General features: G+C 71.8%; 28 protein-coding genes. 12 read left to right on the forward strand and 16 right to left on the reverse strand.

Features of this window, described 5'->3' with window-relative positions:
- Positions 1–10 precede the first annotated feature (10 nt).
- The 3 genes from AB4K12_RS00500 to AB4K12_RS00510 all read right to left on the reverse strand — a co-directional run bounded on the left by AB4K12_RS00500 (position 11) and on the right by AB4K12_RS00510 (position 2,191).
- Positions 11–619, reverse strand: a complete 609-nt coding sequence (locus AB4K12_RS00500; protein WP_368432210.1) for a hypothetical protein — start codon at positions 617–619, stop codon at positions 11–13.
- Between the two features lie 149 nt (positions 620–768).
- Positions 769–1,608, reverse strand: coding sequence for an MOSC domain-containing protein (locus AB4K12_RS00505; RefSeq protein ID WP_368432211.1), 840 nt, complete (start codon positions 1,606–1,608; stop codon positions 769–771).
- Positions 1,609–1,693: 85 nt separating this feature from the next.
- Positions 1,694–2,191, reverse strand: a complete 498-nt coding sequence (locus AB4K12_RS00510) for a DUF6643 family protein (RefSeq protein WP_368432212.1) — start codon at positions 2,189–2,191, stop codon at positions 1,694–1,696.
- Positions 2,192–2,354: 163 nt separating this feature from the next.
- On the opposite strand from AB4K12_RS00510, the gene AB4K12_RS00515 reads away from it, so the two are divergent.
- Entirely contained in the window at positions 2,355–3,620 is a 1,266-nt protein-coding gene (locus AB4K12_RS00515; RefSeq protein ID WP_368432213.1) for a TerD family protein, read from the forward strand.
- A gap of 55 nt (positions 3,621–3,675) precedes the next feature.
- Here the strand turns inward: AB4K12_RS00515 and AB4K12_RS00520 are convergent, their stop codons facing one another.
- Positions 3,676–4,845 carry a glycosyltransferase gene (locus tag AB4K12_RS00520; RefSeq protein ID WP_368433113.1) on the reverse strand — a complete coding sequence of 390 codons (1,170 nt, stop codon included), beginning with the start codon at positions 4,843–4,845 and terminating at the stop codon, positions 3,676–3,678.
- Between the two features lie 67 nt (positions 4,846–4,912).
- Between AB4K12_RS00520 and AB4K12_RS00525 the strand changes: the two genes are divergently transcribed.
- The 5 genes from AB4K12_RS00525 (at position 4,913) to AB4K12_RS00545 (ending at position 10,606) form a co-directional block, all read left to right on the forward strand.
- Positions 4,913–5,701, forward strand: coding sequence for a glutamate racemase (locus tag AB4K12_RS00525; RefSeq protein WP_368432214.1), 789 nt, complete (start codon positions 4,913–4,915; stop codon positions 5,699–5,701).
- A 67-nt stretch (positions 5,702–5,768) separates the two neighbouring features.
- Positions 5,769–6,362 (forward strand): hypothetical protein, encoded by a 594-nt coding sequence (locus tag AB4K12_RS00530; RefSeq protein ID WP_368432215.1) that lies wholly within the window; start codon positions 5,769–5,771, stop codon positions 6,360–6,362.
- A 117-nt stretch (positions 6,363–6,479) separates the two neighbouring features.
- On the forward strand, positions 6,480–6,962 hold the full coding sequence (locus tag AB4K12_RS00535) for an NUDIX domain-containing protein (RefSeq protein WP_368432216.1): 483 nt from the start codon (positions 6,480–6,482) through the stop codon (positions 6,960–6,962).
- A gap of 577 nt (positions 6,963–7,539) precedes the next feature.
- Entirely contained in the window at positions 7,540–9,045 is a 1,506-nt protein-coding gene (locus tag AB4K12_RS00540; protein WP_368432217.1) for an MFS transporter, read from the forward strand.
- A 151-nt stretch (positions 9,046–9,196) separates the two neighbouring features.
- On the forward strand, positions 9,197–10,606 hold the full coding sequence (locus AB4K12_RS00545) for an NADP-dependent succinic semialdehyde dehydrogenase (protein ID WP_368432218.1): 1,410 nt from the start codon (positions 9,197–9,199) through the stop codon (positions 10,604–10,606).
- A gap of 25 nt (positions 10,607–10,631) precedes the next feature.
- Here the strand turns inward: AB4K12_RS00545 and dhaK are convergent, their stop codons facing one another.
- From dhaK to AB4K12_RS00575, 6 genes are all read right to left on the reverse strand, one after another.
- The gene (gene dhaK / locus AB4K12_RS00550) at positions 10,632–11,624 is read right to left on the reverse strand and encodes a dihydroxyacetone kinase subunit DhaK (protein ID WP_368432219.1); all 993 of its coding nucleotides are present in this window, start codon (positions 11,622–11,624) and stop codon (positions 10,632–10,634) included.
- A gap of 141 nt (positions 11,625–11,765) precedes the next feature.
- Positions 11,766–13,640 (reverse strand): ABC transporter ATP-binding protein, encoded by a 1,875-nt coding sequence (locus AB4K12_RS00555; RefSeq protein WP_368432220.1) that lies wholly within the window; start codon positions 13,638–13,640, stop codon positions 11,766–11,768.
- A 30-nt stretch (positions 13,641–13,670) separates the two neighbouring features.
- Positions 13,671–14,087 (reverse strand): lasso peptide biosynthesis B2 protein, encoded by a 417-nt coding sequence (locus AB4K12_RS00560; RefSeq protein ID WP_368432221.1) that lies wholly within the window; start codon positions 14,085–14,087, stop codon positions 13,671–13,673.
- A gap of 63 nt (positions 14,088–14,150) precedes the next feature.
- Complete coding sequence (locus AB4K12_RS00565; protein WP_368432222.1) at positions 14,151–14,408, reverse strand: lasso peptide biosynthesis PqqD family chaperone; 258 nt, start codon at positions 14,406–14,408, stop codon at positions 14,151–14,153.
- Positions 14,409–14,412: 4 nt separating this feature from the next.
- Positions 14,413–16,278, reverse strand: a complete 1,866-nt coding sequence (locus AB4K12_RS00570) for a lasso peptide isopeptide bond-forming cyclase (RefSeq protein ID WP_368432223.1) — start codon at positions 16,276–16,278, stop codon at positions 14,413–14,415.
- A gap of 141 nt (positions 16,279–16,419) precedes the next feature.
- Positions 16,420–16,527, reverse strand: coding sequence for a keywimysin-related RiPP (locus tag AB4K12_RS00575; RefSeq protein ID WP_150508705.1), 108 nt, complete (start codon positions 16,525–16,527; stop codon positions 16,420–16,422).
- Between the two features lie 241 nt (positions 16,528–16,768).
- Between AB4K12_RS00575 and AB4K12_RS00580 the strand changes: the two genes are divergently transcribed.
- Entirely contained in the window at positions 16,769–17,296 is a 528-nt protein-coding gene (locus AB4K12_RS00580) for an AAA family ATPase (RefSeq protein ID WP_368432224.1), read from the forward strand.
- Between the two features lie 6 nt (positions 17,297–17,302).
- Here the strand turns inward: AB4K12_RS00580 and AB4K12_RS00585 are convergent, their stop codons facing one another.
- Together AB4K12_RS00585 and AB4K12_RS00590 are read right to left on the reverse strand one after the other, a co-directional pair.
- Positions 17,303–17,650 carry a thioredoxin family protein gene (locus tag AB4K12_RS00585; protein WP_368432225.1) on the reverse strand — a complete coding sequence of 116 codons (348 nt, stop codon included), beginning with the start codon at positions 17,648–17,650 and terminating at the stop codon, positions 17,303–17,305.
- Positions 17,651–17,939: 289 nt separating this feature from the next.
- Positions 17,940–18,113: a CsbD family protein gene (locus tag AB4K12_RS00590; protein ID WP_368433114.1), complete on the reverse strand. Its 174-nt coding sequence runs from the start codon at positions 18,111–18,113 to the stop codon at positions 17,940–17,942.
- A 156-nt stretch (positions 18,114–18,269) separates the two neighbouring features.
- Between AB4K12_RS00590 and AB4K12_RS00595 the strand changes: the two genes are divergently transcribed.
- Together AB4K12_RS00595 and AB4K12_RS00600 are read left to right on the forward strand one after the other, a co-directional pair.
- A complete protein-coding gene (locus AB4K12_RS00595) occupies positions 18,270–18,440 on the forward strand; it encodes a hydrophobic protein (protein WP_368432226.1) in 171 nt (56 codons plus the stop codon).
- Positions 18,441–18,676: 236 nt separating this feature from the next.
- Positions 18,677–19,099, forward strand: a complete 423-nt coding sequence (locus tag AB4K12_RS00600) for a carboxymuconolactone decarboxylase family protein (RefSeq protein WP_179198963.1) — start codon at positions 18,677–18,679, stop codon at positions 19,097–19,099.
- Between the two features lie 30 nt (positions 19,100–19,129).
- Here AB4K12_RS00600 and AB4K12_RS00605 read toward each other — a convergent pair whose 3' ends face one another.
- The gene (locus tag AB4K12_RS00605; protein ID WP_368432227.1) at positions 19,130–19,690 is read right to left on the reverse strand and encodes a GNAT family N-acetyltransferase; all 561 of its coding nucleotides are present in this window, start codon (positions 19,688–19,690) and stop codon (positions 19,130–19,132) included.
- A gap of 741 nt (positions 19,691–20,431) precedes the next feature.
- Here AB4K12_RS00605 and AB4K12_RS00610 point away from each other — a divergent pair.
- From AB4K12_RS00610 to AB4K12_RS00620, 3 genes are all read left to right on the forward strand, one after another.
- Positions 20,432–20,635 (forward strand): hypothetical protein, encoded by a 204-nt coding sequence (locus AB4K12_RS00610; protein WP_368432228.1) that lies wholly within the window; start codon positions 20,432–20,434, stop codon positions 20,633–20,635.
- A 186-nt stretch (positions 20,636–20,821) separates the two neighbouring features.
- Complete coding sequence (locus tag AB4K12_RS00615; RefSeq protein ID WP_368432229.1) at positions 20,822–21,763, forward strand: helix-turn-helix domain-containing protein; 942 nt, start codon at positions 20,822–20,824, stop codon at positions 21,761–21,763.
- Positions 21,764–22,082: 319 nt separating this feature from the next.
- Positions 22,083–22,916 (forward strand): SAM-dependent methyltransferase, encoded by an 834-nt coding sequence (locus tag AB4K12_RS00620; protein WP_368432230.1) that lies wholly within the window; start codon positions 22,083–22,085, stop codon positions 22,914–22,916.
- A gap of 27 nt (positions 22,917–22,943) precedes the next feature.
- On the opposite strand, the gene AB4K12_RS00625 is transcribed toward AB4K12_RS00620, so the two are convergent.
- The 3 genes from AB4K12_RS00625 to AB4K12_RS00635 form a co-directional block, all read right to left on the reverse strand.
- Positions 22,944–23,861: a helix-turn-helix domain-containing protein gene (locus AB4K12_RS00625; RefSeq protein ID WP_368432231.1), complete on the reverse strand. Its 918-nt coding sequence runs from the start codon at positions 23,859–23,861 to the stop codon at positions 22,944–22,946.
- 92 nt (positions 23,862–23,953) lie between these two features.
- Entirely contained in the window at positions 23,954–24,187 is a 234-nt protein-coding gene (locus AB4K12_RS00630; RefSeq protein WP_368432232.1) for a DUF397 domain-containing protein, read from the reverse strand.
- A gap of 242 nt (positions 24,188–24,429) precedes the next feature.
- Entirely contained in the window at positions 24,430–25,527 is a 1,098-nt protein-coding gene (locus AB4K12_RS00635; RefSeq protein ID WP_368432233.1) for a mechanosensitive ion channel family protein, read from the reverse strand.
- Positions 25,528–26,037: the final 510 nt, after the last annotated feature.

Genomic DNA, 26,037 nt, shown 5'->3' on the forward strand with positions numbered 1-26,037 from the left:
CGGACCGTTGTCAACTTCCCGCGTCCGCACGGCCCCAGGTGTGGCCGGCCCGCTCCCACGCCCGGTCCCACTGGGCGAACCGCCGCCGGGCGAGGCGCCAGAGGACCAGCCGGCGCAGTCCCTCCACCAGGGCGGCTGTCGCGGCGGCCGCGCCGGCGCCGGCGAGCACGGCGTGGACGGTGGCCGTCGCGTCGTCCAGGGGGCGCGCCGCGACGCGGCCGAGGTCGTCGGTCCACAGCGGGAACCTCTTGCCGGGAACGGCGGTCTGACGGGCGCCCACCGTGCCCGTGCGCTCCCGGCCGTCCGGACCCGGCCAGCGGGCCACGACGTGGTGGTACCCCTCGCGCCCGGCGCGGGCCTCCAGGCCGGCGTCGTCCGCCGCCGGTACGGCCCGCACGGCCGTCGCGGTCACCAGATGCCGGTGCAGGTGCTGCTCGCGGACGGTCGCGCGCAGCGCCTGATGGGCGGCCGTACCCGTCACCCAGCCGGCGACCGGGCCCATCATGAGGACCAGCACCACGGCGGCCACCCCTGCCCACGCCTCCAGGACATCGCTGCGACGGCGCAGCGGGTTGCGCCGCCAGCGCCAGACGAACGCCTTCGCACGCACAGTGCTCACCCCCTTACCCGTCCGTAGATACCTCACGGGGCGCGGCGCATGCGGAGGAAGGGGGAGCGGAGACCAAAATCACCCCCCGCGGAGGCCGGCAGTGGCGGCACGTTGACGACAGCCGCGACAAGAAGGGACAGGTCGGGACAAGGGCGGAATCATTCCAGTACTTCCACGGAATCCCCGACGTGCACCACTCCGGTGTGCTCCGGGATGAGGTTCCTGCCGAACACCAGGCTGCCGTCGACGCGGTGGTGCCGTGCGAGGGTGCGCAGCGGCTCCTTGCCCCGCTCGGCGGTGCGCTGGTCGACCGTGGTGACCACGCAGCGGCCGCAGGGCTTGACGGCCCGGAAGACCACCTCCCCGACGCGCACCCGCCGCCAGCCGTCCTCGGCCCGGGGCGCGGTGTTCCCGACGACCAGGTTGGGCCGGAAGCGGTCCATGGACAGTGGGCCCTCGGCGGCGTGGTCGCCCGCGGCTATCAGGGAATTGAGCGCCTCGAGCGAGGCGGTCGTGGTCACCAGCAGAGGAAAGCCGTCGGCGAACGTGACCGTGTCGCCAGGGCGGGAGTAATCGGGATCGACCGGGCGTCGCCGGGCCGGGTCGTCCATGTACGCGAGGCGGGCCTCGACCCCCAGGAAGGCGCTCAGCCACGCGTCGGCGGCGGCGCCGGCGGGCACCGCCTCCACCTTGTTCTTGAAGACCTCCGCGACGATCGTGCCCACCCGGTCCGCCGAGCCGGGCACGGCCACCTCGATCGGGCCGGCCCCCGGGGCGCTCATCCGGACCCCGCCGCCCGGCAGGAGCTCGGCCGAGGCCAATGCCAGCCTCGGCTCCTGCCGTTGGGTGATGATCCGGCCGTCCGGTCCGACGACCGTCCATCGCCGGTCCCCGGCGAGCCCCCACGGCTCCACGGCCGCCTCGCCGGGCGCGCACCCCGCCATCGACTTGACCGGATAGAAGCGGATCGCTGTCAGTACAGGCTCAGGCTCGGACATGCGGTCATTTTGCCAGCCGGATATGACAGTTGGGCGGCCGGAGCCGCCGGACCCGCCGCGACGGCGGGCTCCCGGCGGGCGACGGTCAGTAACCGCCCTGGTCCGGCCAGGCGCGACCGTTGTGCGGCTCCTCGTACTGCGCTCCGGCCGGGCGGGGCGCGACCGGCCGCATGGCGTCGAAGCCCCCCGGGTTCGGGGACGCCGCGGGGCGCTGCTGCTGCTGGTACTGCTGCGGGCCGGTGTAGCCGCGCTGCGCCCCGGCCTGCTGCGGGATGTACGGCGCGGGCGCCTGCTGCAGTCCCCCGGGCTGCGCCGGGGCGGGGTTGCCGCCGCCGTACTGCGGCGCCTGCGGGGCGTAGCCGCCCTGCGGGGCCTGCGGGCCCGGGTGGGAGGACGGGCCGGAGGGCAGGGCCGGCAGCGCGGGCAGGTTGCTGCCGCTCCGGAAGTCGTACGGGGAGGACACCTGGATCGGCGCGATCTGCGGCGTACCGCGCTCGGCGACGAGGCTGTCGTAGATGGGGGTGTCCGGAAAAGACGAGGAGGCGTAGTAGCCGCCGCCGTAGGTGCTGCGGGGGGAGGTCATAGCCCATAAGTTAAGCCCATGGTGTGCCGGTTGGGGAGGGCGGTATGGGGGTTGATTGCGGTGCTCGGAGGGGCTGCGGATCGCCAAAGCGATCGAACCCGGGAAAATCGGTCGCCAAGGTACGTTGGGATCATGTAAAGACCGGCCTCGGGAGGGGTGCAGCATGGGGATGCTCAAAGGCGCCAATGTCAGGATTCCTGCGCAGGTGGTACGGATCGAATTGGGCCGGGGCACCGGCCCGGGAGTGCCCGATGTCGACGCTTCGGCGCTGCTGCTGACGGGAGGCAGGGTCCGCTCCGACGCCGACTTCGTCTTCTACAACCAGCCCCGCCACGCCTCCGGCGCCGTGCGGCACGAGGGCAGGCGCCCCGCCGGCGACGCCGTGGCCGACACCCTCACCGTCGACCTCGGCGCGGTCGAGCCCGAGGTGGAGCGGGTGGTCCTCGCGGCCTCCGCCGACGGCGGCAGCTTCGCCCGGGTGCCCGGGCTCCACATCCGCGTCCTGGACGCGGCGGGCGGGGCGGAGCTGGCCCGGTTCGACAGCCAGGACGCCACCGTCGAGACGGCCCTCGTCCTGGGGGAGCTCTACCGGCGCCAGGGCGAGTGGAAGTTCCGCGCCGTGGGCCAGGGCTACAGCAGCGGCCTCGCGGGCCTCGCCACCGACTTCGGCATCACCATCGACGACCCGGGCCCCGCGCCCGCGGCCGCTCCCGCCCCCGCGGCCGCTCCCGTGGCCCCACCCGCTCCGGCGCCCACGCGCACTCCCGCGCCCGCCGCCTCGCCCGCGCCCGTACGGCTCACCAAGGTCACGCTCACCAAGGAGACCCCGGCCGTCTCCCTGGCCAAGCAGGGCGGCACCTCCGGCACGATGCGCGTCAACCTCAACTGGCAGGTCAACAAGCAGTTCAAGGGCTGGGGCCGCAGGCTCGGCAAGGCCATGGCCGTGCACAGCGACCTGGACCTCGACCTGGGAGCCCTCTTCGAGCTCAGCGACGGCAGCAAGGGCGTGGTGCAGGCGCTGGGCAACTCCTTCGGAGCGCTCCACCAGCCGCCCTACATCCACCTCGACGGCGACGACCGCACCGGCGCCGTGGAGACCGGCGAGAACCTCACCGTCAACCTCGACCACATCGGTGCGTTCCGCCGCATCCTGGTCTTCGTCACCATCTACGAAGGCGCCCGCAGCTTCGCCGGCCTGCACGCCACCGTCACCCTCCACCCCCAGCACGGCGCGCCCATCGACTTCTCCCTGGACGAGTGCACCGTGCTCTCCAACGTCTGCGCCCTGGCCCTGATCACCAACACCGGCAAGGACCTCGTCGTCCAGCGCGAGGCCCGCTACCTGGTCCCCGACCGCGGCGTCAGCCCCCAGCGCACCCTCGACCGGGCCTACGGCTGGGGCATGAACTGGACACCCGGCCGCAAGTGACCCCGGCCCCGCGGCACGGGGGAGCGGCCGGCCGGATCACGGGCCGGAGGCCGCTTCAGGGCGCGGCCTCCGGCCGCTCGGGACGGGCGTACGTGCGCCCCTTCCAGGCCGCGCCCCGCCCCCGGTAGTGCTGCACCGCCGAGTCCACGGTCATCAGCAGGTAGAGCAGGGCCGTGAACGGCAGCAGCGGCGCGAGCCACGGCGGCTGCCGGTAGTAACGCAGCATCGGCAGGTACGTCCCCGCCATCACCGCCCAGGCGGCGGCCCCCAGCGCGAGCGGCACGACGGCACCGCCCAGCGCCCCGGCGGCCACCGCCAGCGGCGGCACCAGATAGACCACCGCCAGCCCCATGACGGTCCCGGCCAGCAGCGTCGGGCTGTGCAGCAGCTGTGCGTACGCGCTGCGGGAGACCATCCGCCACAGCGGCCGCAGGCCCGGATAGGGCCGCACGCTGTCGACCCGCTCGGCGAGCCCCAGCCAGATCCGGCCGCCGGAGCGCTTGACCGCCCGGGCCAGCGCCACGTCGTCGATCACGGCCTGCCGGATGACGTCCGGGATCCCCGCCCGCTCGGCCGCCTCCCGGCGCAGCAGCACACACCCGCCGGCCGCGGCCGCCGTCCGCCCGCCCGGCCGGTTGATCCACCGGAAGGGGTAGAGCTGGGCGAAGAAGTAGACGAAGGCCGGCACGATCAGCCGCTCCCAGCCGGTCGCCACCCGCAGCCGCGCCATCTGCGACACCAGGTCCAGCCCCGAGGCCCGGGCGGCCGCCACCAGTTCCCGCAGGCTGTCCGGATCGTGCGCGATGTCCGCGTCCGTCAGCAGCAGGTACTCGGCGTCGGTACGGGCACGGGCGAGGGCGACGCCGTGCCGCACCGCCCACAGCTTGCCGGTCCAGCCCGGCCCCGGCTCGCCGGGCGAGTCCACGGTCAGCGGCAGCCCGCCGTGCTCCCGGCCCAGCGCCCGGGCCAGCTCGCCGGTGCCGTCCGTGCTCCCGTCGTCGACGAGGAAGATCTCCGCCCGCCCCGGGTAGTCCTGGGCCAGCAGCGACGGCAGGCTCGACGGCAGCACCTCGGCCTCGTCCCGCGCGGGCACCACGACCGCCACGTCCGGCCACCGGGCCGGGGGAGCGCGGTCCGGCAGCCGGACGTCCGTACGCCAGAAGAATCCCTGCCCCGCCAGCAGCCACGCCCACGCGGCCAGGGAGCCCGCGGTGATCCACGTCAGCACGCTCACCGGCCGCAGTCTGCCGCAGGACGGCGGGGCCGGCGGCCGTATCGATTAAAGTGTCGGGGTGAAGATCGCGCTCATGGACTCCGGCAACGGCCTTCTGGCGGCGGCGGCCGCCGTGCACCGGCTGCGGCCCGACGCCGATCTCGTCCTCTCCTCGGACCCCGACGGCATGCCCTGGGGCCCCAGGACCACCGAGGGCATCGTCGAGCGCGCCCTGGCCTGCGCCCGCGCCGCCGCCGCACACCGGCCCCAGGCGCTGATCGTCGCCTGCAACACCGCCTCCGTCCACGCCCTGGAGGCGATACGCGCGGAGCTGGAGCCCGGCCTGCCCGTCATCGGGACCGTCCCGGCGATCAAGCCCGCGGCCTCCGGCGGCGGCCCCATCGCCGTCTGGGCCACCCCGGCCACCACCGGCAGCCCCTACCAGCGCGGGCTGATCCGCGACTTCGCCTCCGGCGTCGAGGTGACCGAGGTGCCCTGCCCGGGCCTGGCCGACGCCGTGCAGCGCGCCGACGCCGACGCCGTCGAGATCGCCGTGAAGGCCGCTGCCGCCGCCACCCCCCGCGGGGTGCGCGCCGTCGTCCTGGGCTGCACCCACTACGAGCTCGTCGCCGAGCGCATCCGCGCCGCCCTGCAGGACCCCGCGGCCCCGCCCCTCGAGCTGTACGGCTCCGCCGACGCCGTCGCGGCCCAGGCACTGCGCCGCGTGGGGGTGCCGCCCGCCCCCGACGCCGAGCCGTCCGGCAGCCTCACCGTGCTGCTCAGCGGCCGGGAGGGGGAGCTGGACGCGCCCTCGCTGACCTATCCCGAGGGCCGCTCGCTGCTGCCCGTCGGCGCCTCGCGCCCCTGACGCGACCCCTCCGGGTTCCCCGCGCGCACCCCTGCCGCCGTGGCGGAACGTGGGTAGGCTGCCCAATATGAGGGACCACTCCCAGGACCCGCAGGGGCACGAGGGTTCGCACGGTGCCGGGAACGACGACCGGCAAGGGCCGGAGACACCCGCCGTCTGGACGGGCCGGGCGACCAACCGGGCCCAGTGGCTGATGGCCGCCGTCGGCGCCGCCTGTCTGGCGCTCGGCATCGAGCTCGCCGTCGACAGCGCGTGGACCTCGGGCCTCGCCCCGCTGGTGATGGCCGTCGTCGGCTGCGTCGCGGCGGGGCTGCTGATCCTCTACGGAACCCTCGCCTTCGTCCATGTCGCCGTACGGGTCGACAAGGACACCCTGGAGATCCGCTGCGGCCACATCGGCGTCCCCTGTACCCGCATCCCGCTCAGTCTCGTGGTCGGCGCCGACTTCGACCCGCGCGTCACCCCGCGTCAGTGGGGCGGCTGGGGTTACCGATGGCGCCCGGAGAAGGGCATGGGGGTCGTGGTGCGGCGCGGCGAGGGGTTCGTGGTCCGGCTCGGCGACGGCCGGACGATCACGGTCACCGTCGACGACGCGGAGGCGGCGGTACGAGTGATCCGTGACCGCCTGCGCCCGCTCGGCGGCCGCACGGCCTCCGCCTGAGGGCGTACGGCTCGTTCGCGTACGCCCGGTCCTCGGTTCCCTCCCGTATGCCCTGGCCTCGTGCTTTCCGCCCCGGGCGGTGCCGGGGGAGTGGCGTCGGGCCGTTAGGCTCGGCCCATGCCGATTCCCGACTTCCTTCGCGCCCTCCGCACCACCGCGGGCCACCAGCTGCTCTGGCTGCCCGGCGTCAGTGCCATCGTCCTCGACGACGACGGCCGGGTGCTGCTGGGCCGCCGCTCGGACACGGGCCAGTGGTCGATCATCGGCGGCATCCCCGACCCGGGCGAGCAGCCGGCCGCCGCGGTGGTGCGCGAGGTGTACGAGGAGACGGCCGTCCGCTGTGTGCCGGAGCGCGTCCTGCTGGTCGAGGCGCTGGAGCCGTTCACGTACCCCAACGGCGACGTCTGCCAGTACATGGACATCTGCTTCCTCGCCCGCGCGGTGGGCGGTGAGGCGCGGGTCAACGACGACGAGTCGCTCGAGGTGGGCTGGTTCGAGCTGGACGCCCTGCCGCCGATGCAGAGGTTCGCGCTGACGCGGATCAAGCAGGCGGCGGCGGGCGGTCCCACGTGGTTCGACGGCATCACGGGAGAGCGCTGACCCTCCGGCGGGCGCACGCAAGGAAATTGAGTGCGCGTCAATTTACTTTCGCCTCATTTCCGAAGAGCCTGACGTATCGTCAATTCTGAATTGCGATCCATGCGTCCCACGACGCCGGTCCGCACTTCTCCGCGTCAGGATCGCCCGTAGGCCAGTTCGTAGGGCGGTCGTTCCAGCGCTCGAAGAAAAAACCGGAAGCAATTCGATGCCGATCCTTTGGCTCCGATGGTGATACCGGGCGCGCTCGCGCACTGTTGGGAAAGACGTTGCTTTGCTAATGTGTCCTCTGCTCATCTTCCGAGAGCAGTCGGGGGTCAGTGAGGATGCACCGCAAAAGCATATGATCGACCGCCCACGCAAAAGTCAGCGAGTGCGCCGTTCCTGCGAACGGAAACGCGAGCCGACGAGCCGGATGCCGGGGCGTTCTGACCTCTGGTCAGGCCTCTGACCAGGTAGAAAGATCAGGTCGCTCCGTCCGTCGTCCCTGCCGCTCGGCGCACCGGCAACCCCCCCGGCCGTATGGCGCGCCCTTGGTTCAGGGTGTTCTCGCCTGCCCGGGCTGGAATCAGGAACGCGCATGAGAAACATTCGGGCGACCCGCGAGTTCCCCCTCGCATTGCGATTGCTATTGTTCAATCAGTTTGGCATCGACATCGGGTTCTACCTCCTGCTGCCGTTTCTCGCGGCATATTTGGAACAGGGCCTCGGCATGTCGGCCGCGCTCGTCGGGTTCGTGCTCGGTGCGCGGAATCTCGGCCAACAGGGCCTGTTCATCCTCGGTGGTTCCGCCGCCGACAGACTGGGCCCACGAACGGTGATCATCACCGGGTGCGCGCTGCGGACCGTGGGCTTCGGCCTCTTCGCCTTCGGCAACTCGCTGTGGCTGCTGCTCGCAGCCTCCGTCCTCACGGGGCTCGCGGCGGCGCTGTTCTATCCCGCCGTACGCACCTACGTCGCACTGGAGTCGGGCGACCGCAAGGCCGAGGCGTTCGCGCTCCTCAACGTCTACGCCACCATCGGCTCACTCCTCGGCCTGCTTCTGGGCAGCGTGCTGTTCCTGGCGGACTTCCGCCTGTGCGCGGTGGTGGTGGCAGGAGTGTTCGGCGTCCTGACGGTCGCCCAGGCGATGGTCCTGCCGACCAGCGGAGCCGCGCCCGCGGGCCCCTCGGCCTCGGTGCTGGGGGACTGGCGGGAGGCCTTCTGCAATCGCCGGTTCCTACTGTTCTGCCTCGCCACCACCGGCATGTTCACCATGGAGAACCAGCTCTACCTCCTGCTGCCCGAGGGAGCGTTGCGGGCCTCCGGCTGGAAGGGCGCGGCGGGCGTGCTGCTGGCCGCCGGAGCGATCGCCAACATGCTGTTCCAGCTGCGGATCACCAGAGCGCTGGGACGCAACGGAGGCGGCACCCGGTGGGTGAGCTCCGGGCTCGTCGTCATGGGGGTCAGCTTCCTGCCCCCGCTGCTCGTCTGCGGCACCGAGCCGCCGGGGAGCACCCGTGAGGCGGTGGCGCGGATGGCCGTCATGGTGGCCAGCTCGGTCATGCTCTTCTTCGGCATCATGGTCGCCCACCCGACGGCGATGGAGATGATCCCCGGCTTCGGACGGGAGAGCCTGACCGGCACCTACTTCGGGCTCTTCTACGTCTTCTCCGGGATCGCGGCCACGGCCGGCAACGCGGTGGTCGGGCGGACCATGGACCTCGGCGAACAGTTCGGCATGTACTGGCTGCCCTGGGTCTGCTGCCTGGCCTTCGGTCTGTCCTCGGCGGGCTCGGTGGCCCTGCTCTTCCGGTCCGGGATGCTCCCCGTGCTGCCCGCTCCGTCCGGAGCGCCCGTGGCCGAGGGCCCGGTGGTGGCCCAGCCGGCGGCCGGCGGGTCGGGCGCGGCGATCGTCAAGCGGGCGGCGGGCCCGGTGGTTCCCATGGCCCCCACCGGCCCCACGTCCGGCCAGTCCCCCCAGGGCCCCACGGCGGCCCTGGACCCGACGGGCTCCGCCGGCGACGGCCTCCGGCAACAGGACGCGGCCCGGCTGCCCGGCCCGGCCCGGGCCACCGACGACGCGGCGGACCAGCCGCCGCTGTGACGGAGGCGGCCGTCCGTGGTGGGGGAGGCGGTCCTCGGACCCGCCTCCCCCACCTGTCCCGGAGGCGCGCGGAGCGCGCGTTCGGGTGACCGGGGGCGCCCCGGCGGGTACACGTCTTGCGCGGCGCGGCGGGGCACCGCAGAGTCGAGGCATGCCCATCGCAACGGTGAATCCCGCGAACGGCGAGACGATCAAGAGGTTCGACGCACTGGGACCGGAGGAGACCGAGCGGCGCCTGGCCGCCGCCGACGCGGCCTTCCGCCAGTACCGCACCACCGGCTTCGCCGAGCGGGCACGGCTCCTCGAGCGTGCCGCCGGCCTCCTCGACGAGGACCGCGAAGACATCGCCCGCACCATGACCACCGAGATGGGCAAGCCGCTGGCCGCCGCCCGGGCGGAGGCGGCCAAATGCGCCAAGGCCATGCGCTGGTACGCCGCGCACGCCGAGGAACTGCTGGCCGACGAGCTGCCCCCCGAGACCGATGTGCGCGACGCCGGGGCCGTACGCGCCCGTGTGCACTACCGCCCCCTGGGCGTGATCCTGGCCGTCATGCCGTGGAACTTCCCGCTCTGGCAGGTCATGCGCTTCGCCGCCCCCGCGCTGATGGCGGGCAACGTCGGGTTGCTCAAGCACGCCTCGAACGTCCCGCAGACGGCGCTCTACCTCGAGGACCTCTTCCGTCGCGCCGACTACCCGCAAGGGTGCTTCCAGACCCTGCTCGTGGGGTCCGGTGCGGTCGAGGCCGTCCTGCGCGACGGCCGGGTCGCCGCCGCGACGCTCACCGGCAGCGAACCGGCCGGCCGGGCCGTCGCCGCCGTCGCCGGCGACGAGGTGAAGAAGACCGTCCTGGAGCTCGGCGGCAGCGACCCGTACATCGTGATGCCGTCCGCCGACATCGCCCGCGCCATCCGCACCGCCGTCACCGCCCGCGTGCAGAACAACGGCCAGTCCTGCATCGCGGCCAAGCGCTTCATCGTCCACGCCGACGTCTACGACACCTTCGCCGAACGCTTCACCGCCCTCATGGCGGGACTGACCGTCGGCGACCCGATGGACGAGACCACGGACGTCGGCCCGCTGGCCACCGAACGCGGCCGCGCCGACCTGGAGGAGCTCGTCGACGACGCCGTGCGCCAGGGCGCCACGGTCCTGTGCGGCGGCCGGCGCCCGGAGGAACGACCGAGGGGCTGGTTCTACGAACCCACCGTGCTCGCCGACGTCACCTCCGACATGCGCATCCACCGCGAGGAGGCCTTCGGCCCCGTCGCCACCCTCTACCGGGCCGACAGCCTCGACGACGCCGTCGACATCGCCAACGACACGCCGTTCGGCCTCAGTTCCAACGTCTGGACCCGCGACGAGGACGAACAGCACCGCTTCGTACGCGACATGGAGGCGGGCGGCGTCTTCTTCAACGGCATGACCGCCTCCCACCCCGCCCTGCCCTTCGGCGGAGTGAAGCGCTCCGGCTACGGACGCGAGCTGTCCGGCCACGGCATCCGCGAGTTCTGCAACGCCACCACCGTCTGGTACGGAGCGGAGCCCGGCGGCGGGGCGTGAGGACCGCCCCGCCGGCCACCACGCGTCAGCGGCCCCAGCGCAGCCCCGGGGTCTGCACCGGCGCGTCGTACAGCCGCAGCATCTCGTCGTCCACCCGGCACAGCGTCACCGAGGCGCCGGCCATGTCCAGCGACGTGACGTAGTTGCCCACGAGCGTCCGGGCGACCGGCACGCCGCGCTCGCGCAGCGCCCGGTGCACCTCCGCGTTGAACCCGTAGAGCTCCAGCAGCGGCGTTCCGCCCGAGCCGTTGACCAGCACCAGGACCGGCCCGCCCGGCCGCAGGTCCTCCAGCACGGCCTGCACCGCGAAGTCGGCGATCTCGCCCGACGTCATCATCGCGCGCCGCTCCCGGCCCGGCTCGCCGTGGATGCCCACGCCCAGTTCCAGCTCGCCCGCGGGGAGATCGAAGGTGGGGCTGCCCTTGGCCGGGGTCGTACAGGAGGCGAGGGCGACCCCGAAGCTGCGCGAGGCCTCGTTCACCCGCCGCGCGATCGCCTCGACCCGCTCGAGCGGCGCGCCCTGCTCGGCCGCCGCCCCCGCGATCTTCTCCACGAACAGCGTCGCCCCGGTCCCGCGCCGCCCCGCCGTGAAGAGGCTGTCCGTGACCGCCACGTCGTCGTTGACGAGCACGCTGGCGACCTGGATGCCCTCGTCCTCGGCGAGTTCGGCGGCCATGTTGAAGTTGAGCACGTCACCGGTGTAGTTCTTCACGATGAACAGCACGCCCGCACCGCTGTCCACGGCGGCCGCCGCCCGCACCATCTGATCGGGCACCGGCGAGGTGAAAATCTCCCCGGGGCACGCCGCATCGAGCATCCCCGGCCCCACGAACCCCCCGTGCAACGGCTCATGCCCGGAGCCGCCGCCCGACACCAGCCCCACCTTCCCCGCGACGGGCGCGTCCCGCCGCACGATGACGCGCCGCTCCACATCCACGGTCAGCTCGGGATGCGCGGCGGCCATGCCACGCAGCGCGTCGGGCACGACGGTCTCGGGGACGTTGATGAGCATCTTCATGCGGGGGCTCCCTGGGTGCTGGGCTCGTGTGCGGATCGGGCGGGTTCCGCGTGCGGCCGGTATCGCGTGACCGGGCGTCAGATGCCACCGTCACCACGGCATCCCGCGCGGCACCGAAGGCCGCTGGACGTCCCGGTCCGCTCAGCCGTTGAGCAATTGCGTGCAGGCCAGCTCATTGTAGAGCGCGTCCCGCGCCATGAGCTCGGTGTGGGTGCCCACGGCCCGTACCCGTCCCGCCTCCATGACCACGATCCGGTCCGCCGTCGTCACGGTGGACAGACGATGGGCGACCACCAGGACGGTCGTGTCGCGGGCGGTGTCGGTGACCGTGTCGCGCAACGCCGCCTCGTTGGCCGCGTCGAGCTGGGAGGTGGCCTCGTCCAGCAGCAGCAGCATGGGGCGGCGGAGCAGGGCCCGGGCGATCGCCACGCGCTGCCGCTCACCCCCCGAGAGCCGGCCGCCGCGGTGGCCGACGTCGGTGTCCAGCCCGTGGGGCAGGCGGCCGGCCACCTCGTCCAGCCGGGTCAGCCGCAGAACGCGCGTGAGCTCCTCGGCGGGGGGAGCCTCGCCACCGAGGGCCAGGTTGTCGCGCAGAGTCCCCGCGAGGACGGGGACGTCCTGCTCGACGTAGCCGATGCAGGAGCGCAGCCGGCTCAACGGCCACTGCCGCACGTCCTTCCCGCCGAGCAGGACACGACCGGAGTCCGGCTCGTAGAAGCGCTCTATCAGCGAGAAGACCGTGGTCTTGCCCGCGCCCGACGGACCGACGAACGCCGTCAGGCCGCGCGCCGGAACGGAGAAGGAGACCTCGTGGTGAACCCGGGGCGCTCCGGGCCGGTAGGTGAAACACACCCGGTGGAACGCCACCCCCAGGGCGGAGGCCCCGTCCGCCGCCCCGGCCCGCCCGGAGTCCGTGGTGCCCACCGCGCCCGCCGTGCCCGCCGCGCCCGCCGTGCCCACCGCGCCCGCCGCACTCTCCACGTGTTCGACATCGAGCCGCTCCACCTGATCGATACGGACCGCCGCCGCCGATCCGACCTGCAGCTGACCGACGCCCTCGACCAGTTGCCCGATCCGCGGGGCGAGGGCGAAGAGGTAGAGCAGGAAGGCGACGAGCGTGGAGACGCCGATGGCACCGGAGGCGACGCGCGCGCCCCCCGCTCCGAGCACCACGAGAAAGCTGACCTGGACGACGACCGCCGACGCCGTCGCCGACACCGCTTCCCACGCGGCGGCGCGTACCCCGGTGCGGCGGGCGTCCTCGGCCGCCCGGTGCAGCGCTCCCGCCTCCCGGTGCTCGGCCCCGGAGGCCTTGACGGTACGGAAAGCGCCCAGGACCCGCTCCAGCGCCACCCCGATGCGGCCCACCGCCTCCTGCGTCTGGCGGGTGGCCCGGCCGATCCGGGGGGCCACGAGCGCGACGATGACACCGACGAAGGCGACGACCGCCAGGGTGACACACAGCAGGACGGCGTCCAGCAGTCCCATCAGGACGACCGTCGCCACCGTGACCAGGGTTCCGGTGACCGCCGCGGACACCGCCTGCGGTGCGGTCTGGCGCAGCAGCGTCGTGTCGGACGTCACCCGGGCGATCAGATCGCCGGGTTCGGTGTCCTCCACCACCGGCACGCGGAGCCGCAGGATCCGGTCGGCCAGCCGGCAGCGGGCAGCGCAGACGGCGGACTCCGCCGAGCACTGCAGCAGATAGTGGCCCACTCCCGCGAGGACGGCCCCGGCGACCACCAGCGAGCTGAGCACCAGCACGGGCCCGGCCGCCGGCCGCCCCTGGCCCATGTCGTCCATCACCCGCTTGGCCGCCAGCGGCTGGGCCAGGCCCATGACGCTGCCCACGAGTGCGACGACGAGACCGGCGGCGATGCGCGCGCGGTACGGGCGCAGATGCCCCAGCAGCGCCCGGTGGCCCGACCGGGCGGGGCCGGTGCTCCCGCCCACGGGACGCTCCTTGGGGGCGGCGGGCTCATGGCCGGTGACCTCGGCGGCGGGTGCCTTGCTCATCGCCTCGCTCCGCGCTGACAAGGCATCGGCTCACTCCACGGCGAAGAAGCGTTGGAAGTAGTCGGCCTGTGCGCCCTCGCCGACGAGGACGCCTTCGGCCTCCACCCAGGCGTGCGCGGCGAACGGCGGGCGGCTGCGCACGCCCACGCACCAGGTGGGCCATTGCCCGTACCAGCGGCACAGCAGCACGGTGGCCAGGGACCGGGGCAGGCACCCCTTGTGCCCTCCGGCGGCGAGGCTCACGGCGAGCACCGTCTCCCTCGCCGAGGCCGCCTCGGCCAGGGTGGCGGGCCGGGCCCCGCCGCGCAGCCGGCGCAGGACGGAGCGGATGCGGTGGGGCGGCTGGGTCGCCAGCACATGCGCACAGGCCACCGCCGCCCGCGCCACGAGACGGCGGCCGAACGGCACGGACCGTGGGCGGTAGGGGAGGGCTTCCGGCGTCGTCATACGTGCCTCTCGTTTCCGGGCAGGCGGGCAGGCGGGCAGGCGGGGGCAGAGCGGGCTGGGCTCCTAGGAGGTGATGAGGCCCGCGTCGCGCAACTCGCCGACGATGCGCCCGACGTCCTCGGCCGCCAGCTCCGCGTCGACGTCCTCGTACCGCGTGGTCAGGATCTCCACGGCCCGCTCGGGGCCGTCTCCGTCCAGCAGGGTCCGCAGGACGACGGCGGCCGTCGGGTTGAGGGTCCAGTACTCGGCACTCTCCTGGTCGAGGAGTGCCAGGCCGTACTCGGTCTCGGTCAGCAGGACGCCGGGTTTCAGTGTGAGCACCGGTTCACCTCTCTCCGTGTTCTCCGTCGGCCGGCCGGGGCGTCATCTCCCGTGAACGCAGCCACACTTCGCAGGCGACGGTGGGGTGCAGCAGGTAGCTTTCCGTCTCCGCCGAAAGGGCACGGCGGCACCAGTCGCGCAGGACGCGCTCGTCGGCCAGGCCGAGCCGGGCCAGCCGGGAGTCCTCGCACAGCGCCAGCAGGGCCGGCCGATGCCGGCGCAGCCCCGCCTCCTCCTCGAGCGTGGCGTTCGCCTTGGTACTGCGGACGCGGCTGGCCTCGGGCACGATTCCTCGCATCGCCTCGACGATGAGGGGCTTGTACCGCCAGGGGGTGATCCGCTCCCGCGGCCGGACGGCGAGGGCCGCCTCGATGACGCGGGCGTCGTAGTAGGGGGCGGAGACGGTGATGCCGAGGGGTGCGGCCATCTGCCCGATGTGCCGGGCCCACTGCGAGATGCCGTCCATCGCGACCAGTTCGCGGTGTTCGCCGTGCCCCCTGCCCCGGGGATCGACGGACCGGTCGGCTCGTAGCAGCTCGCGAGCCGCCGCGACCGCGTCCGCCGTGGCCCAGGGCGGCATCCTGGGCGGCACCGCCCAGTCGAGCAGCGGCTCGTCCACGGCGACCGGGGGCTCCGTCGCATCGCGGGCCACCCGCTCGAGCCAGGCGCGGTAGGAGCGCCGGTCCAGGAGCTGGCGCAGCACGCCGCGTCGGCTCCACTGGTACTTGGCGGCGTATCCCCGGACCGAGCGCAGCGCGACGAGGGGGTGGGTGAGCATCAGCGCGTGCAGCCGGGCGGGGGTGCCGGCCAGCAGTTCGTCACCGCCCAGGCCGGTGAGGTGCAGACCGGAGCCACGGGCGGCGGCCATCTCCACGATGCCCATCCGGCGGTTGCGGTCGACGGTGAGCACACTGGGGGTGTCGAGGATGTCGTCGAGGGCGTCGATCCCATCGAACGTCATGGCCACGTCACCGGCCGGTACGACGTGGTGTTCCACGCCGTCCAGGGCCTGGACGGTACGGCCGGCCCAGTACACGTCGTCGCCGGCCTCGTCGTGCAGAGCGGCGGTGTAGGCGACGACCTTGGCGTCGCCGCGCACCGCGGCGCAGTACACGGCAGTGGAGTCCAGGCCGCCCAGGTCGGACGTCACCAGGTCCCGACCGCGGGTACGGACCCCCACGGCTTCGACGAGCGCGTCCCTCAGACGCCCGGCGCCCTCGGTGAGAGGGACGACGGGGTCGGGCGGCGACCACCATCGCGTGGTACGGGAGCGTCCGTGGGGCGGCAGAGTCAGGTGGCAACCGCCCGGCAGCGCGTGCAGCCCCCGCCACAGGGGGTCGCCCGCGCAGGGGTACGGTGCCGCCGGGGTGAGCATCTCGAGGGCGATGCGGCGCTCGTCGAGTCCGGCGCCGACGAGTTCGGCGAGGACGTCGGCCCGGTCGGAGGCCACCCCCACCATGGCGGAGCCGGGGGCCGTCTCCGTGTGGAAGACCCGCCGCAGGCCGACGGCACAGCCCCGCACCAGGACCTGGCCGCCACTGCTGGCGATCAGGTGGAAGCTGCCCGCCCAGTCGGCGGCGCGGTCCAGTGCCGTCAGGGAACGGGCGCGGGCCACGACGGCCGCGGCGCGCTCGGCGGCCCGCGGAGTGACGGCGTGCTCGCCGGTCACCGCGACCCGGGTGTCCTCGTGTTCCCCCACGACCATGTCCTCCGGCGCCCAACGGCCCACGAGCCAGGGCCTTCCCGAGGCATGGCGCAGAGTCCGCGTCGCATGGGAGACGGCCTTGCGGGCGAGCGGGGCTGCCGCCTCGGTGTCGGGGAGGGCTACGAACCAGGTGCGCACGGCCCGGAGCGACAGGGAGTGGTCCATGGGGGCCTCGGCCTTTGGTCGGCGGTGCTCGGGCAGAGGAACGGGTGGCGGCTGGACGCCGCCACCCGTCGGGCCGGGCCGCGGACGGCCGGCCCGGTCGCGCGTGGCCCGCACCCGCTCAGCGGGTGCGGGCACCCCGCGTCAGAGAAGCTGCTTGCCGCCGAGAACGTCCTTGGGTCCGGTGTTCTTGATGCCGGTGACCTTGCGGAAGCTGCCGGCCTTGGCGAGGGTGGGACGCTCGTACGTCATGATCGTTCTCCTTCGGCTTTTGGGGACGATGAGATACGACAGGCGCCTGCATCGCGGATCCTGAGCGAACTCCTGAGGCTGTTCGCGAGGGGGATCCGCGCGGCACCCAAGGTATGTAGGACAAGCGCATCATCACAACGCCGAGTGGAGGGGCTTGAGGGGGCGCGGACAGGGCGCGTGTTTGGCTAGTTCCACCGGTTGACAGAGAGAGATCGCGCGGGTAGCGCGGGAGGAGGTCACGATGACGGTGGGGCCCGATGAGGGCGACGCGCGACCGGAGCTGGTCGTGCTGGTGGGCCTTCAGGCGTCGGGGAAGTCGACGTTCTACGCCCGACGATTCGCCGGCACCCACGCGCTGGTCAGCAAGGATCTCTTCCGCCGGGCCCGGCACAGACAGCGCCGTCAGATGCGCCTGGTCGAGGAGGCCCTGACGGAAGGCGTGCCGGTGGTGGTCGACAACACCAACCCCTCACCGCACGAATGGGCACCCCTCGTCGCGGCCGGCCGCGCGTACGACGCCCGCGTCGTCGCCTACTGGTTCCCGCCCGACGTCAAGGACGCGCTGGCCCGCAACGCCGCCCGGCAGGGCCCGGAACGCGTGCCGGACGTCGGCGTGTACGCGACGCTGAAGCGGCTCCGCAGACCCCGGCGGGCGGACGGCTTCGACGCGGTGTACGAGGTCCGGTTCGATGGTCACGGAGGGTTCCTGGTGGCCCCCGCGGAGGAGCGCACGGCTACCGGCGCGACCCCCCGTGGGCCGGGGGCGTGACGCGGGTCATGGCCCGTGCCCGGATCCGACGGTGCTCGCCCGGCCGACCAGCTCGCGCAACGCGTCCGGGGAGGGAGCGACCACTTCGGAGAGCCTGGTGCCGTTGTGGAACACCATGAAGACGGGAACGGGGCCGACGCCCGCCTTCTGGGCGACGTCGGCCGCTTCATCGAGGTCCACCTTGAAGAAGCCCACCGTTTCGGCGAACTCGGGCAGCTCCGAGAGCCGCTCGAAGACCGGAGTGACGGCCCGGCACCGAGGTGCCCAGGTCGCACAGAAGTTCACCACCACCGGTGTGTCCCTGGCGATGGCTTCCTCGTACTCCGTCAGGTTCGTCAGTGGCATGACGGCCATGGATCTCCGATCCCTCGGCGAACGACCAGACTTCCGCGGATCGCGGATTCGCGCCGCCGGCTGACCGCGGACGCACGGCCACCACCGTTCCACGAGTCCCCTCGCCACGCATGTCCACAGAGGGCACGCCTCGCCATGCGGTCACCCGTTCGAGTGCTTCCGGTACGCCGTGCCACGGCGGCGACAGACGTGCGGAAGGGGTCCGCGCGGCGGACGAGCAGCCGTTCGTCCGCCGCGTGGAAAGGAGAGTTCAGAGCTTTCGCTCGTCCGTCCGGGGCAATTGCTCCGGTCAGTCCTTGAACGAGTCCTTGATCTTCTCCTTGGCTCCGCGAAGATCGCCCTTCGACTTCTCGACCTGCCCCTCGGCGGTTTTGCTCTCATTGCCGACCGTGCGGCCCGCTTCCTTCTTGACCTTGCCCTTGACCTGCTCGGCTGCGGCCTTGGCCTTCTCGCTCGCGCTCATCGGGCAACCTTTCTCCTCGGTCATGGTGCGGATGTCGCATCAGCTGCCCCGGCCATCGCCATGTAAACGAGAGCATTCGCGAACAACAGTCACGACAAAAAGCGCGGGTGTGCGTGCGGGAATGCGGGGAACACGTCGTTTCGGAGGTTGATATCCATGGTTCCACTGCTTCTCGTCCTGCTCCTCGCCCTGCTCCTCTTCGGTGCGGGATTCGCGCTCGAGGTCCTGTGGTGGGTCGCCGTCGCCGTCCTGGTGATCTGGCTCCTCGGCTTCGTCATGCGGTCCGCCGGCCCCGGAGGCGGCCGGGGACGCTGGTACCGATGGTGACCTGACCGCACTGCGTGACATCGAGGGCCCGGCGACGTGGTGGCGCCGGGCCCGCCTTCGTACCTGGGGCGCCTTCGTACCCTGGGGCACCGCCCGGCGCCGAGCTTGACCTGGAGCACGCTCCAAGTCCTACGGTCTTCTCATGGCCGGCGGAAACGCCCTCCCGCACAGGGAGCTACGAGCGGGGCCGACCTGATCGAACAACTGCTGCCAGGGCAGCGAGGAACGGAGCAGACATGACCGCGAACGCCACCACCGCCGAGATCCGCCAGGCGCGCTTCGACCACGGCATGGACGTACTGACCCGCATCGACGGGGAGAGCGGGCAGAAGGTCATCGACTCCCTGGCCGACATCTCCCCGGAGCTCGGGCACCAGGTCGTCGCCTGGGCCTTCGGCGACATCTACGACCGTCCCGGCCTGGCCCCCCGCGACCGTCAGCTGGTCACCCTCGGCATGCTCACCGCCCTGGGCGGCTGCGAACCGCAGCTGGACGTCCACATCAACGCCGCCCTCAACGTCGGTCTCACCCCGGAGGAGATCACCGAGGCTCTCCTGCACTCCGCCGTCTACTGCGGCATGCCCCGCGCCCTCAACGCGACCTTCGTCGCCAAGAAGGTCTTCGGCGAGCGCGGCCTCCTCCCCGTCACCTCGCGGTAACGCCGACCGTCCCCCCGACCGGCCGGGGACTCACGACGCCTGCTCGCCCGTACGCCAATCCGCCGCGAGCACCGACCAGATCTCCTCGTCGTGCCGCTTCCCCCGGTACAGATAACTCTCCCGCAGCACGCCGTCCTTCGTCATCCCGAGCCGTCGGGCCACGGCGATGCTGGGCTCGTTGCCCGACGCGACCCACCACTCCACGCGGTGGATGCCCCGTTCCCGGACGGCCCAGTCGATGATCAGGCGTACGGCCCGGGTCACCAACCCCTTGCCCACCGCGGCCGGTTCCAGCCAGCAGCCCGCCTCGGCGGTGCCCTGCGCGACGTCCATCCTCCGGAAGACGACCGCGCCGACGAGTTCGCCGTCCACCCGGATGCCGTAGAGCCGCCCGGTGTCGGTGGCGGTCTTCTCCGCGTACGCCTGGAGGAACGCCCGGCTCGACTCCAGGTCCGTGACGATGTCGGGGAGGGCGTTGTACTGACCGATGAACTCCCGTCCCCGGTCCACATGGGCCAGGAACTCCTCCGCCTGCCACGGCTCGAGCGGGCGCAGCTCGGATCCGTCGTCGCCCAGCGGTATTGCGTACATCGTCACCTTCCACGGTCGGGACCAGCGCGCACAGCGCGAAACGATCTTCTCACGGAGGCGTCAAGGCACTGCGGGAGTCGGGGCACGCGGGGGGTATACGGTCTGTCGCGCGTCGGCGAAGAGTGACGCGCACCGCTTGGGGGCGCCTCTGCGCAGGTGATGCGGGCGCCGGAGGTTTGCTCCAGTCGCTTATCTACGCGAGTGCGATTTGCTATTTTTTGCATCTGCCCGTGCGCGCGCAAGCGGAACTGATATTTCGCCACAGGGGCTCTTCACTCACACGAGTGTACTTTTGCGGACCCCTCGCGGTGTAGTTGATGGTTGATGCAGTCGAGGTGCACTCGACGGCTTCCGTGAATGATCATATTTGATCGAGGTCGGGCAATCTGGTTTCGACTGTGGGGCGTTGACGGTGGCCTCTGGGGCGGGATGACGGAATCTTTTGATGCGATGGCGTCAACTCCCTTGACCCGGGCCCTGATGCGTGCTCATTGGCTTGCATGGCCGCCACCGTTTGCATGGTGAGAACGATCTTCTCGTCCTTCTGTAAAGGTCGTGAACGTGAGGGCGCAGGTTGTATCGTCGGGATTACGGCCGTCATGAAACCTGTCGTCACATGAAACGACCCTGGGCTGCCACCCAGGGTCGTTTCTCGATGGCCGTTTCCCCGAAAGGACAGCAATGGCCATGCGAAATGACCGCGGACGTCCTACCGCGTCCCCGGTCCTATCTGAGTCAAGCATGCCTCGCCCCGGTAGCGCGAAAACGTCCCCGTGGGCCTGGGAGTTCAACCTGCCCGCGGACTTCGCCCTGATGCTGGTGGTTCTCGGCCTCTGGGCGGTCACCGGCGGACCCCTGCCGGAATGGTTACCGCAGGTGCTGGGCGGGGCGCACACAGGGGCGTCCGGTTCTCCCGTACCGCTGGTGAGCATCCGCCGCGGCTGACATGACCCGGGTGGGCGGTCGGCCGTCAGGCGTCCGCCCACCCACCATGAGCGAGGACTGGTGGGGGAGGTGCGGATGGGGGCGTCGCAGGGACAGGGGCAGGGGCCGGAGCGGCGGACGTGCGGGGCGTGCGGCAAGGAGGTCGGTCGCCGGGCCGGTGCCGGCAGGCCGAGGGACTACTGCGACGTGACGTGCAGGCGACGTGCCGAGCGCGACCGGGCTCGCGGCCGGCGCCGGACCCCGGCCGTGGACATGCTGCCCTCCGGGGCCTCGACAGCCCGCGAACTGCGCGCCCTTGCGTGGCGTCTGGAGGCGGCGGAGGACTCCTTCGCCTCTCTGAGCACTCGCCTGACCCTGGCGGAACAGATCGTGGAGCTCGCACGCTCCTACGCGGGTGCCGCGGTGCACGAGGCACGACTCGAGGGCACGTCGTGGCGGGCGATCGGCGCGGCCGGCGGCGTCAGCGAGGCGTCCGCACGGGCCCGTTGGAGCGAGATCCGACTCCTCCGCCTCGCGGCCGGGGTCGAGAAGGGGACTGCCAGTGAGGCGGCGGTCCTCCGCGAACAGGAACAAGAAGAGGAAGAAGGGGAGTACGCGGTGCGCCCGCGTGCTCTCGGGCAGGCGTTGTCCGTCCTGCGGGAGCGCTCGGGGGTCGGGGTACGGGAGGCCGCACGGCAGGCCGATCTCGCTCCGGCCGAGGTCCGCCGGATCCTCAGCGGGGACCACGTGCCCGTATGGCCGATCGCGCACACGCTGACCACCATCTTCGGGGGCCGGCCCCAGGAGGCGCGCATCCTCTGGGAAGCCGCGCAGGGCATGCGGCGGGCCTCGAGGCTGTCACCCGCGGACGCCGGCCGGAATCTCCGCCACGCGCTGCGGGGCCTGCACCTGGCGGCGGGCTGCCCCCCGTTCCCGGAGATCGCTCGCTCGACGGGGTTGTCCGCCGCGACCGCCGCCGGTGTCCTCACCGGCCGGGACCTGCCCGACTGGCCCACGACAGCCGCCTTGGCGGTGGGCCTGGGCGGCGGGCCCGAGCTCGTCCGGGGCCTGTGGGAGGATCTGGATTACGCCCGCATCGCCGCCGCCCGGTCCGCCGGAACGGCGGATGCCACCGCCGGTCTCCTCTAGGCGGGAACAAGCCACGTCATACGCCCGGTCGACGCCGGTCGGGACCGCCATGAACAGTGCCGTGCCCGCCCCATGCCCCGAGCCGGCGGTCGGTACGACCCGGCCGATCGCCTGGCGCCCCACCCCACATCGCTGACCTGCGGATTCATATGCGGCCCCGTCGGCCGCCACCCCCGTCCGGTATTTCTCCGCGTGTGGTCCGAAATCCACCCGGTGGGCCGTGAAGCCCTCTAACGGGGGACTACCCCAGGCAATGGGCCCTCTCTAGCATGAGCACTTCGATCGAAGCGGGACCGATCACGGTCGAAGGGGGACGGGGATGGTCCGCAGAGAGAAATACGAAGCTCCCGTTGTGGATGTGCACACACCCAGCGTCGCGCGTATGTACGACTGGTTATTGGGGGGAGTCGACAACTATCTATCCGACCGGCAGGCGTGTGCCCAGCTTCTGGAGTTCGCGCCCAGCTCACAATCACTGGCCCGGCACAACCGGGCCTTTTTGCGTCGTATCGTCAGGGTGCTGGTCGAGCAATACGGTGTCGAGCAGTTCATCGATCACGGGTCGGGGCTGCCGACCCAGGACAATGTGCACCAGGTCGCCCAGCGCATCAATGAGAACTGTCGCGTGGTGTACGTCGACAACGACCCGATGGTCCTCGCGCACGGCCGCACGGCGCTGGAGGAGAATTCCAACACCGCGGTGATCCAGGCCGACATGCGGGACACCGAGCGCATCTTCGGCCATGCGGAGACGCGACGGCTCGTCCGGCCCGGTCGTCGCACCGCGGCACTGTTCGTCTCGGTCCTGCACTGCATCCCGGACACCGACGACGACCGCGACCCCGCTGCTCTCGTCCGCCGGGTGGCGGACCGGCTCAGGGCCCTGGGGCCGGGGAACCTCATGGTCATCTGTCAGCTCGTCAGCGACGACCCGGCCGTACGCGAGAACGTGACGCGGCTGATGGCGGAGAAGACGGGGGACGCCTGGGGGCGCGTACGCGAACGCGGCGAGGTCGAGGCGTACTTCCAGGGGCTCCAGGTACTCGATCCGGGGCTCGTCGACGTCATCGACTGGCGCCCGGACTCCGCGCCTCCACCGCCTGGACTCCGCCCTCCGGACTGGGTGGAGTGGGGCGGCCTCGCCCGGGTCTGAACCGCGCGGAGCCCGGTGGGAGCCGGGTCAGGACCGGCGGCCCCGGCATCGCTCGATCGCCGAGGAGAGGAGTTCGTTGCTCGCGTCCCTGTGGGCGGCGGCTCCCATCAGCCGGTCGAGCACGTAGCGGTACTGGTCGATCTCCTTGGGGCGCGTCAGGTACTGGGCGCTGTCGATGTGCTCCACGTACACCAGCTCCGCCGGGCCGCCGTCGTCGAAGTGGAGATGCGTGATGGGATACGCCGGAGTCACGTCCACGCCGCTGTCGAAGGGCACGACACGGATGTTGACGCGGTCGCGCGCGGCGAGCTCCTGGAGGTGTGCGAGCTGCTGCTCCATCACCTCGGGGCCGCCGACGCGGCGGTGGAGGACCGCCTCGTCGAGCAGGGCGACGATCGAGGGGCGGGATTCGTCGAGGATGCGCTGCCGGCCGACGCGCAGGCCGACCCGCTTCTTGATCTCTTCCTCCGTGGCATCCGGCATGGCGGCGGCCACCAGGACGCGGGCGTAGGCCTGCGTCTGCAGCAGGCCCGGCACCACGTGCGTCTCGTAGGTGCGGATCCGCGCCGCCGTGCCCTCGAGGCTGATGAGCCGCTTCAGGAAGCCCGGCGTGACGTCGAGGTACTGCTGCCACCACTCCTCGTTGCGCGTCTGCTGCACCAGGCCTTCGATCTCCCGCGCCAGCTCGGGCGATACGCCGTAGTACTGCAGGAGGTCGTGGATGTCGCGGTCCTTGGGCGGGCTCTCTCCGCGCTCCAGCCGGCTCACCTTGGACACCGAGCCCCGGATGACGGGGGCCACGTCCTTCAGGCCCAGGCCGCGCTCCTGTCGCAGTCGCCGGAGCTGGTCGCCCAATAGGCGTGCCGCACCGGCCTGTTTCGGATCGCGCTTCAAGGCGATCACCGAACCGGCGGCGCTGACCCCGGACTTGGGAACGGCGGACATCCAGACTCCCGCTGAGAGACTGACACGAACGACAGTCCCAGTCTGGAGGCTGGATGCCCGCCCCACCAACCTTTGGCCTAAGCCTCAGGGCATCACACCGTCAAGTGATCGAACTCCGACCCCTTGGCGCCCTTCAGGAAGGCCGCGATCTCCTCGCGGGTGTAGACCAGGGCCACGCCGTCGGGGTAGCGCGAGTTGCGCATCGCCACCTCGCCGCCGGGCAGCTTCGCCAGCTCCACGCAGTTGCCCTGCCCCACGCTCGCACTGCTCTTGACCCACTGCACACCCTCGATACTTCCGGCGGGGACGCTGTTGTCGAACACCATGAAGTGACCTCGTTCCTTCGCTCTCGGGGCCCACGTCGGGCGACGTGATCCAGATGAGGGACGGTCGCCATGCAAGATCGCCGATTCTCATATGCGATCGCATGAGCGGCGGTTGGTGAGAATGCTAGGGCAGGGGCCGTCGGCAGTGGTGTCCCCCGAAAGTGTGTGATTAAAGGACGTGCGGCGGTTTCCGGTGGGGCGCCATCCCGCTGTGATCCGGTTCCGTCCGGCGTGATCCGGAGTCATCCCCCCGACACGGGGTGGCCGGGCCGGGACTCCAGGGGCGTGCGGGGGTGCGGGATCACGGCCTCGTCGCCCGGCAGCAGGGAGACGGTCCGCTCCGGGGCGGGGATCCGGATGCCCTCCCTGCGGTAGCGCTCGTGCAGGCGCTTGATGAACTCGTGCTTGATGCGGTACTTGTCGCTGTACTCGCCGACCCCGAGGATCACCGTGAAGCCGATCCGGGAGTCGCCGAAGGTGTGGAACCGGACGGCGGGCTCATGGTCGGGGACGGCGCCGCTGACGTCCTTCATCACGCTCTGGACGACCTCGTTGGTGACCCGCTCGACGTGGTCCAGGTCGCTGTCGTAGCTGACGCCCACCTGCACCGTGACCGACAGCTTCTGCTCGGGCCGGCTGAAGTTGGTCATGTTCGTGCCGGCGAGCTTGGCGTTCGGGATGATGACGAGGTTGTTGTTGAGCTGCTCCACCACCGTGATGCGCCAGTTGATGTCGCGGACGTAGCCCTCCTCGCCACTGCTGAGTCGTATGTAGTCGCCGGGCTGGACCGTCTTCGAGACGAGGATGTGCACGCCGGCGAAGAGGTTGGCCAGCGTGTCCTTCAGGGCCAGGGCGATCGCCAGACCGCCCACGCCGAGGGCGGTGAGCAGCGGTGCGATGGATATGCCGAGGGTCTGCAGGATGACGAGGAAGCCCATCGCCAGGATGGTGACGCGGGTGATGTTGACGAAGATCGTGGCCGACGCGGCCACGCCGGAGCGGGACTGGGCCACGGACCGCACCAGTCCGCTGACGACGCGGGCGACGGTGAACGACGCGGTCACCATGACGAAGGCGGTCAGCGTCTGACTCACCGTGTGCCCGACCTGGCTCGTCAGGGGCAGGGCCGCGGCCGCGGACGCCACTCCGCCCGCCACGGCGGCCCAGGGGAGGATCGTGCGCAGCAGGTCGACGATGATGTCGTCGCCTTCCCACGCGGTGCGGGCGGCCCGCTCGCCGAGCCAGCGCAGGATCACCCGCAGCACCAGGGCCAGGGCCAGGCCGGCGGCCAGCGCGATGCCGGCGACGATGATGTCGTGTGCCGTCAGGTCCCGGTTCATCGGCGCCCTCCGTCCGTGGCGGAGAGCGGCGCGAGGGCGTCGCACGCGGCCGGAAGTCCGGAGCCGTGACCGGAGCCACGACCGGGGCCGTGCCCGGCGTGCCGCCCGGGGCCGTGCCCGGGGCGATGACCGGAGTAATGAAGCGTCACCTTGTACCTGCCTGTCCCGACGGATCGTCATCGCGCCGGTCGAGGAGGGGATCCGGCGCGAGAAGTCATCCTGCACCACGCCTGTTTTGTCCTTGCGCGCCCGGGTCCCCCTGGGAGGTCCGGCGGCTGATCGGCCGTCGGGTGGGGTGGAGGGCGCCGGCGCTCGCACCCGGCCGGAATGTCCGGAGTCGCGCGTCCTCGCGGCCCATAAGTCTTTCTTGGTGTCGCCTCAAAAGATTCACAAGGAAAGTGATCAAGGGTGATAGCGCCGCCACGCTGTGCCATTGCGCACAAGTGGAGTGTTTTGTTCCGTGGTAACGATCTTGTTAAGCAACGCCCTTGGGATCGCCGGTCATTGGAA

The organism is Streptomyces sp. C36 (assembly GCF_040932295.1).
GTDB lineage: Bacteria > Actinomycetota > Actinomycetes > Streptomycetales > Streptomycetaceae > Streptomyces > Streptomyces triculaminicus.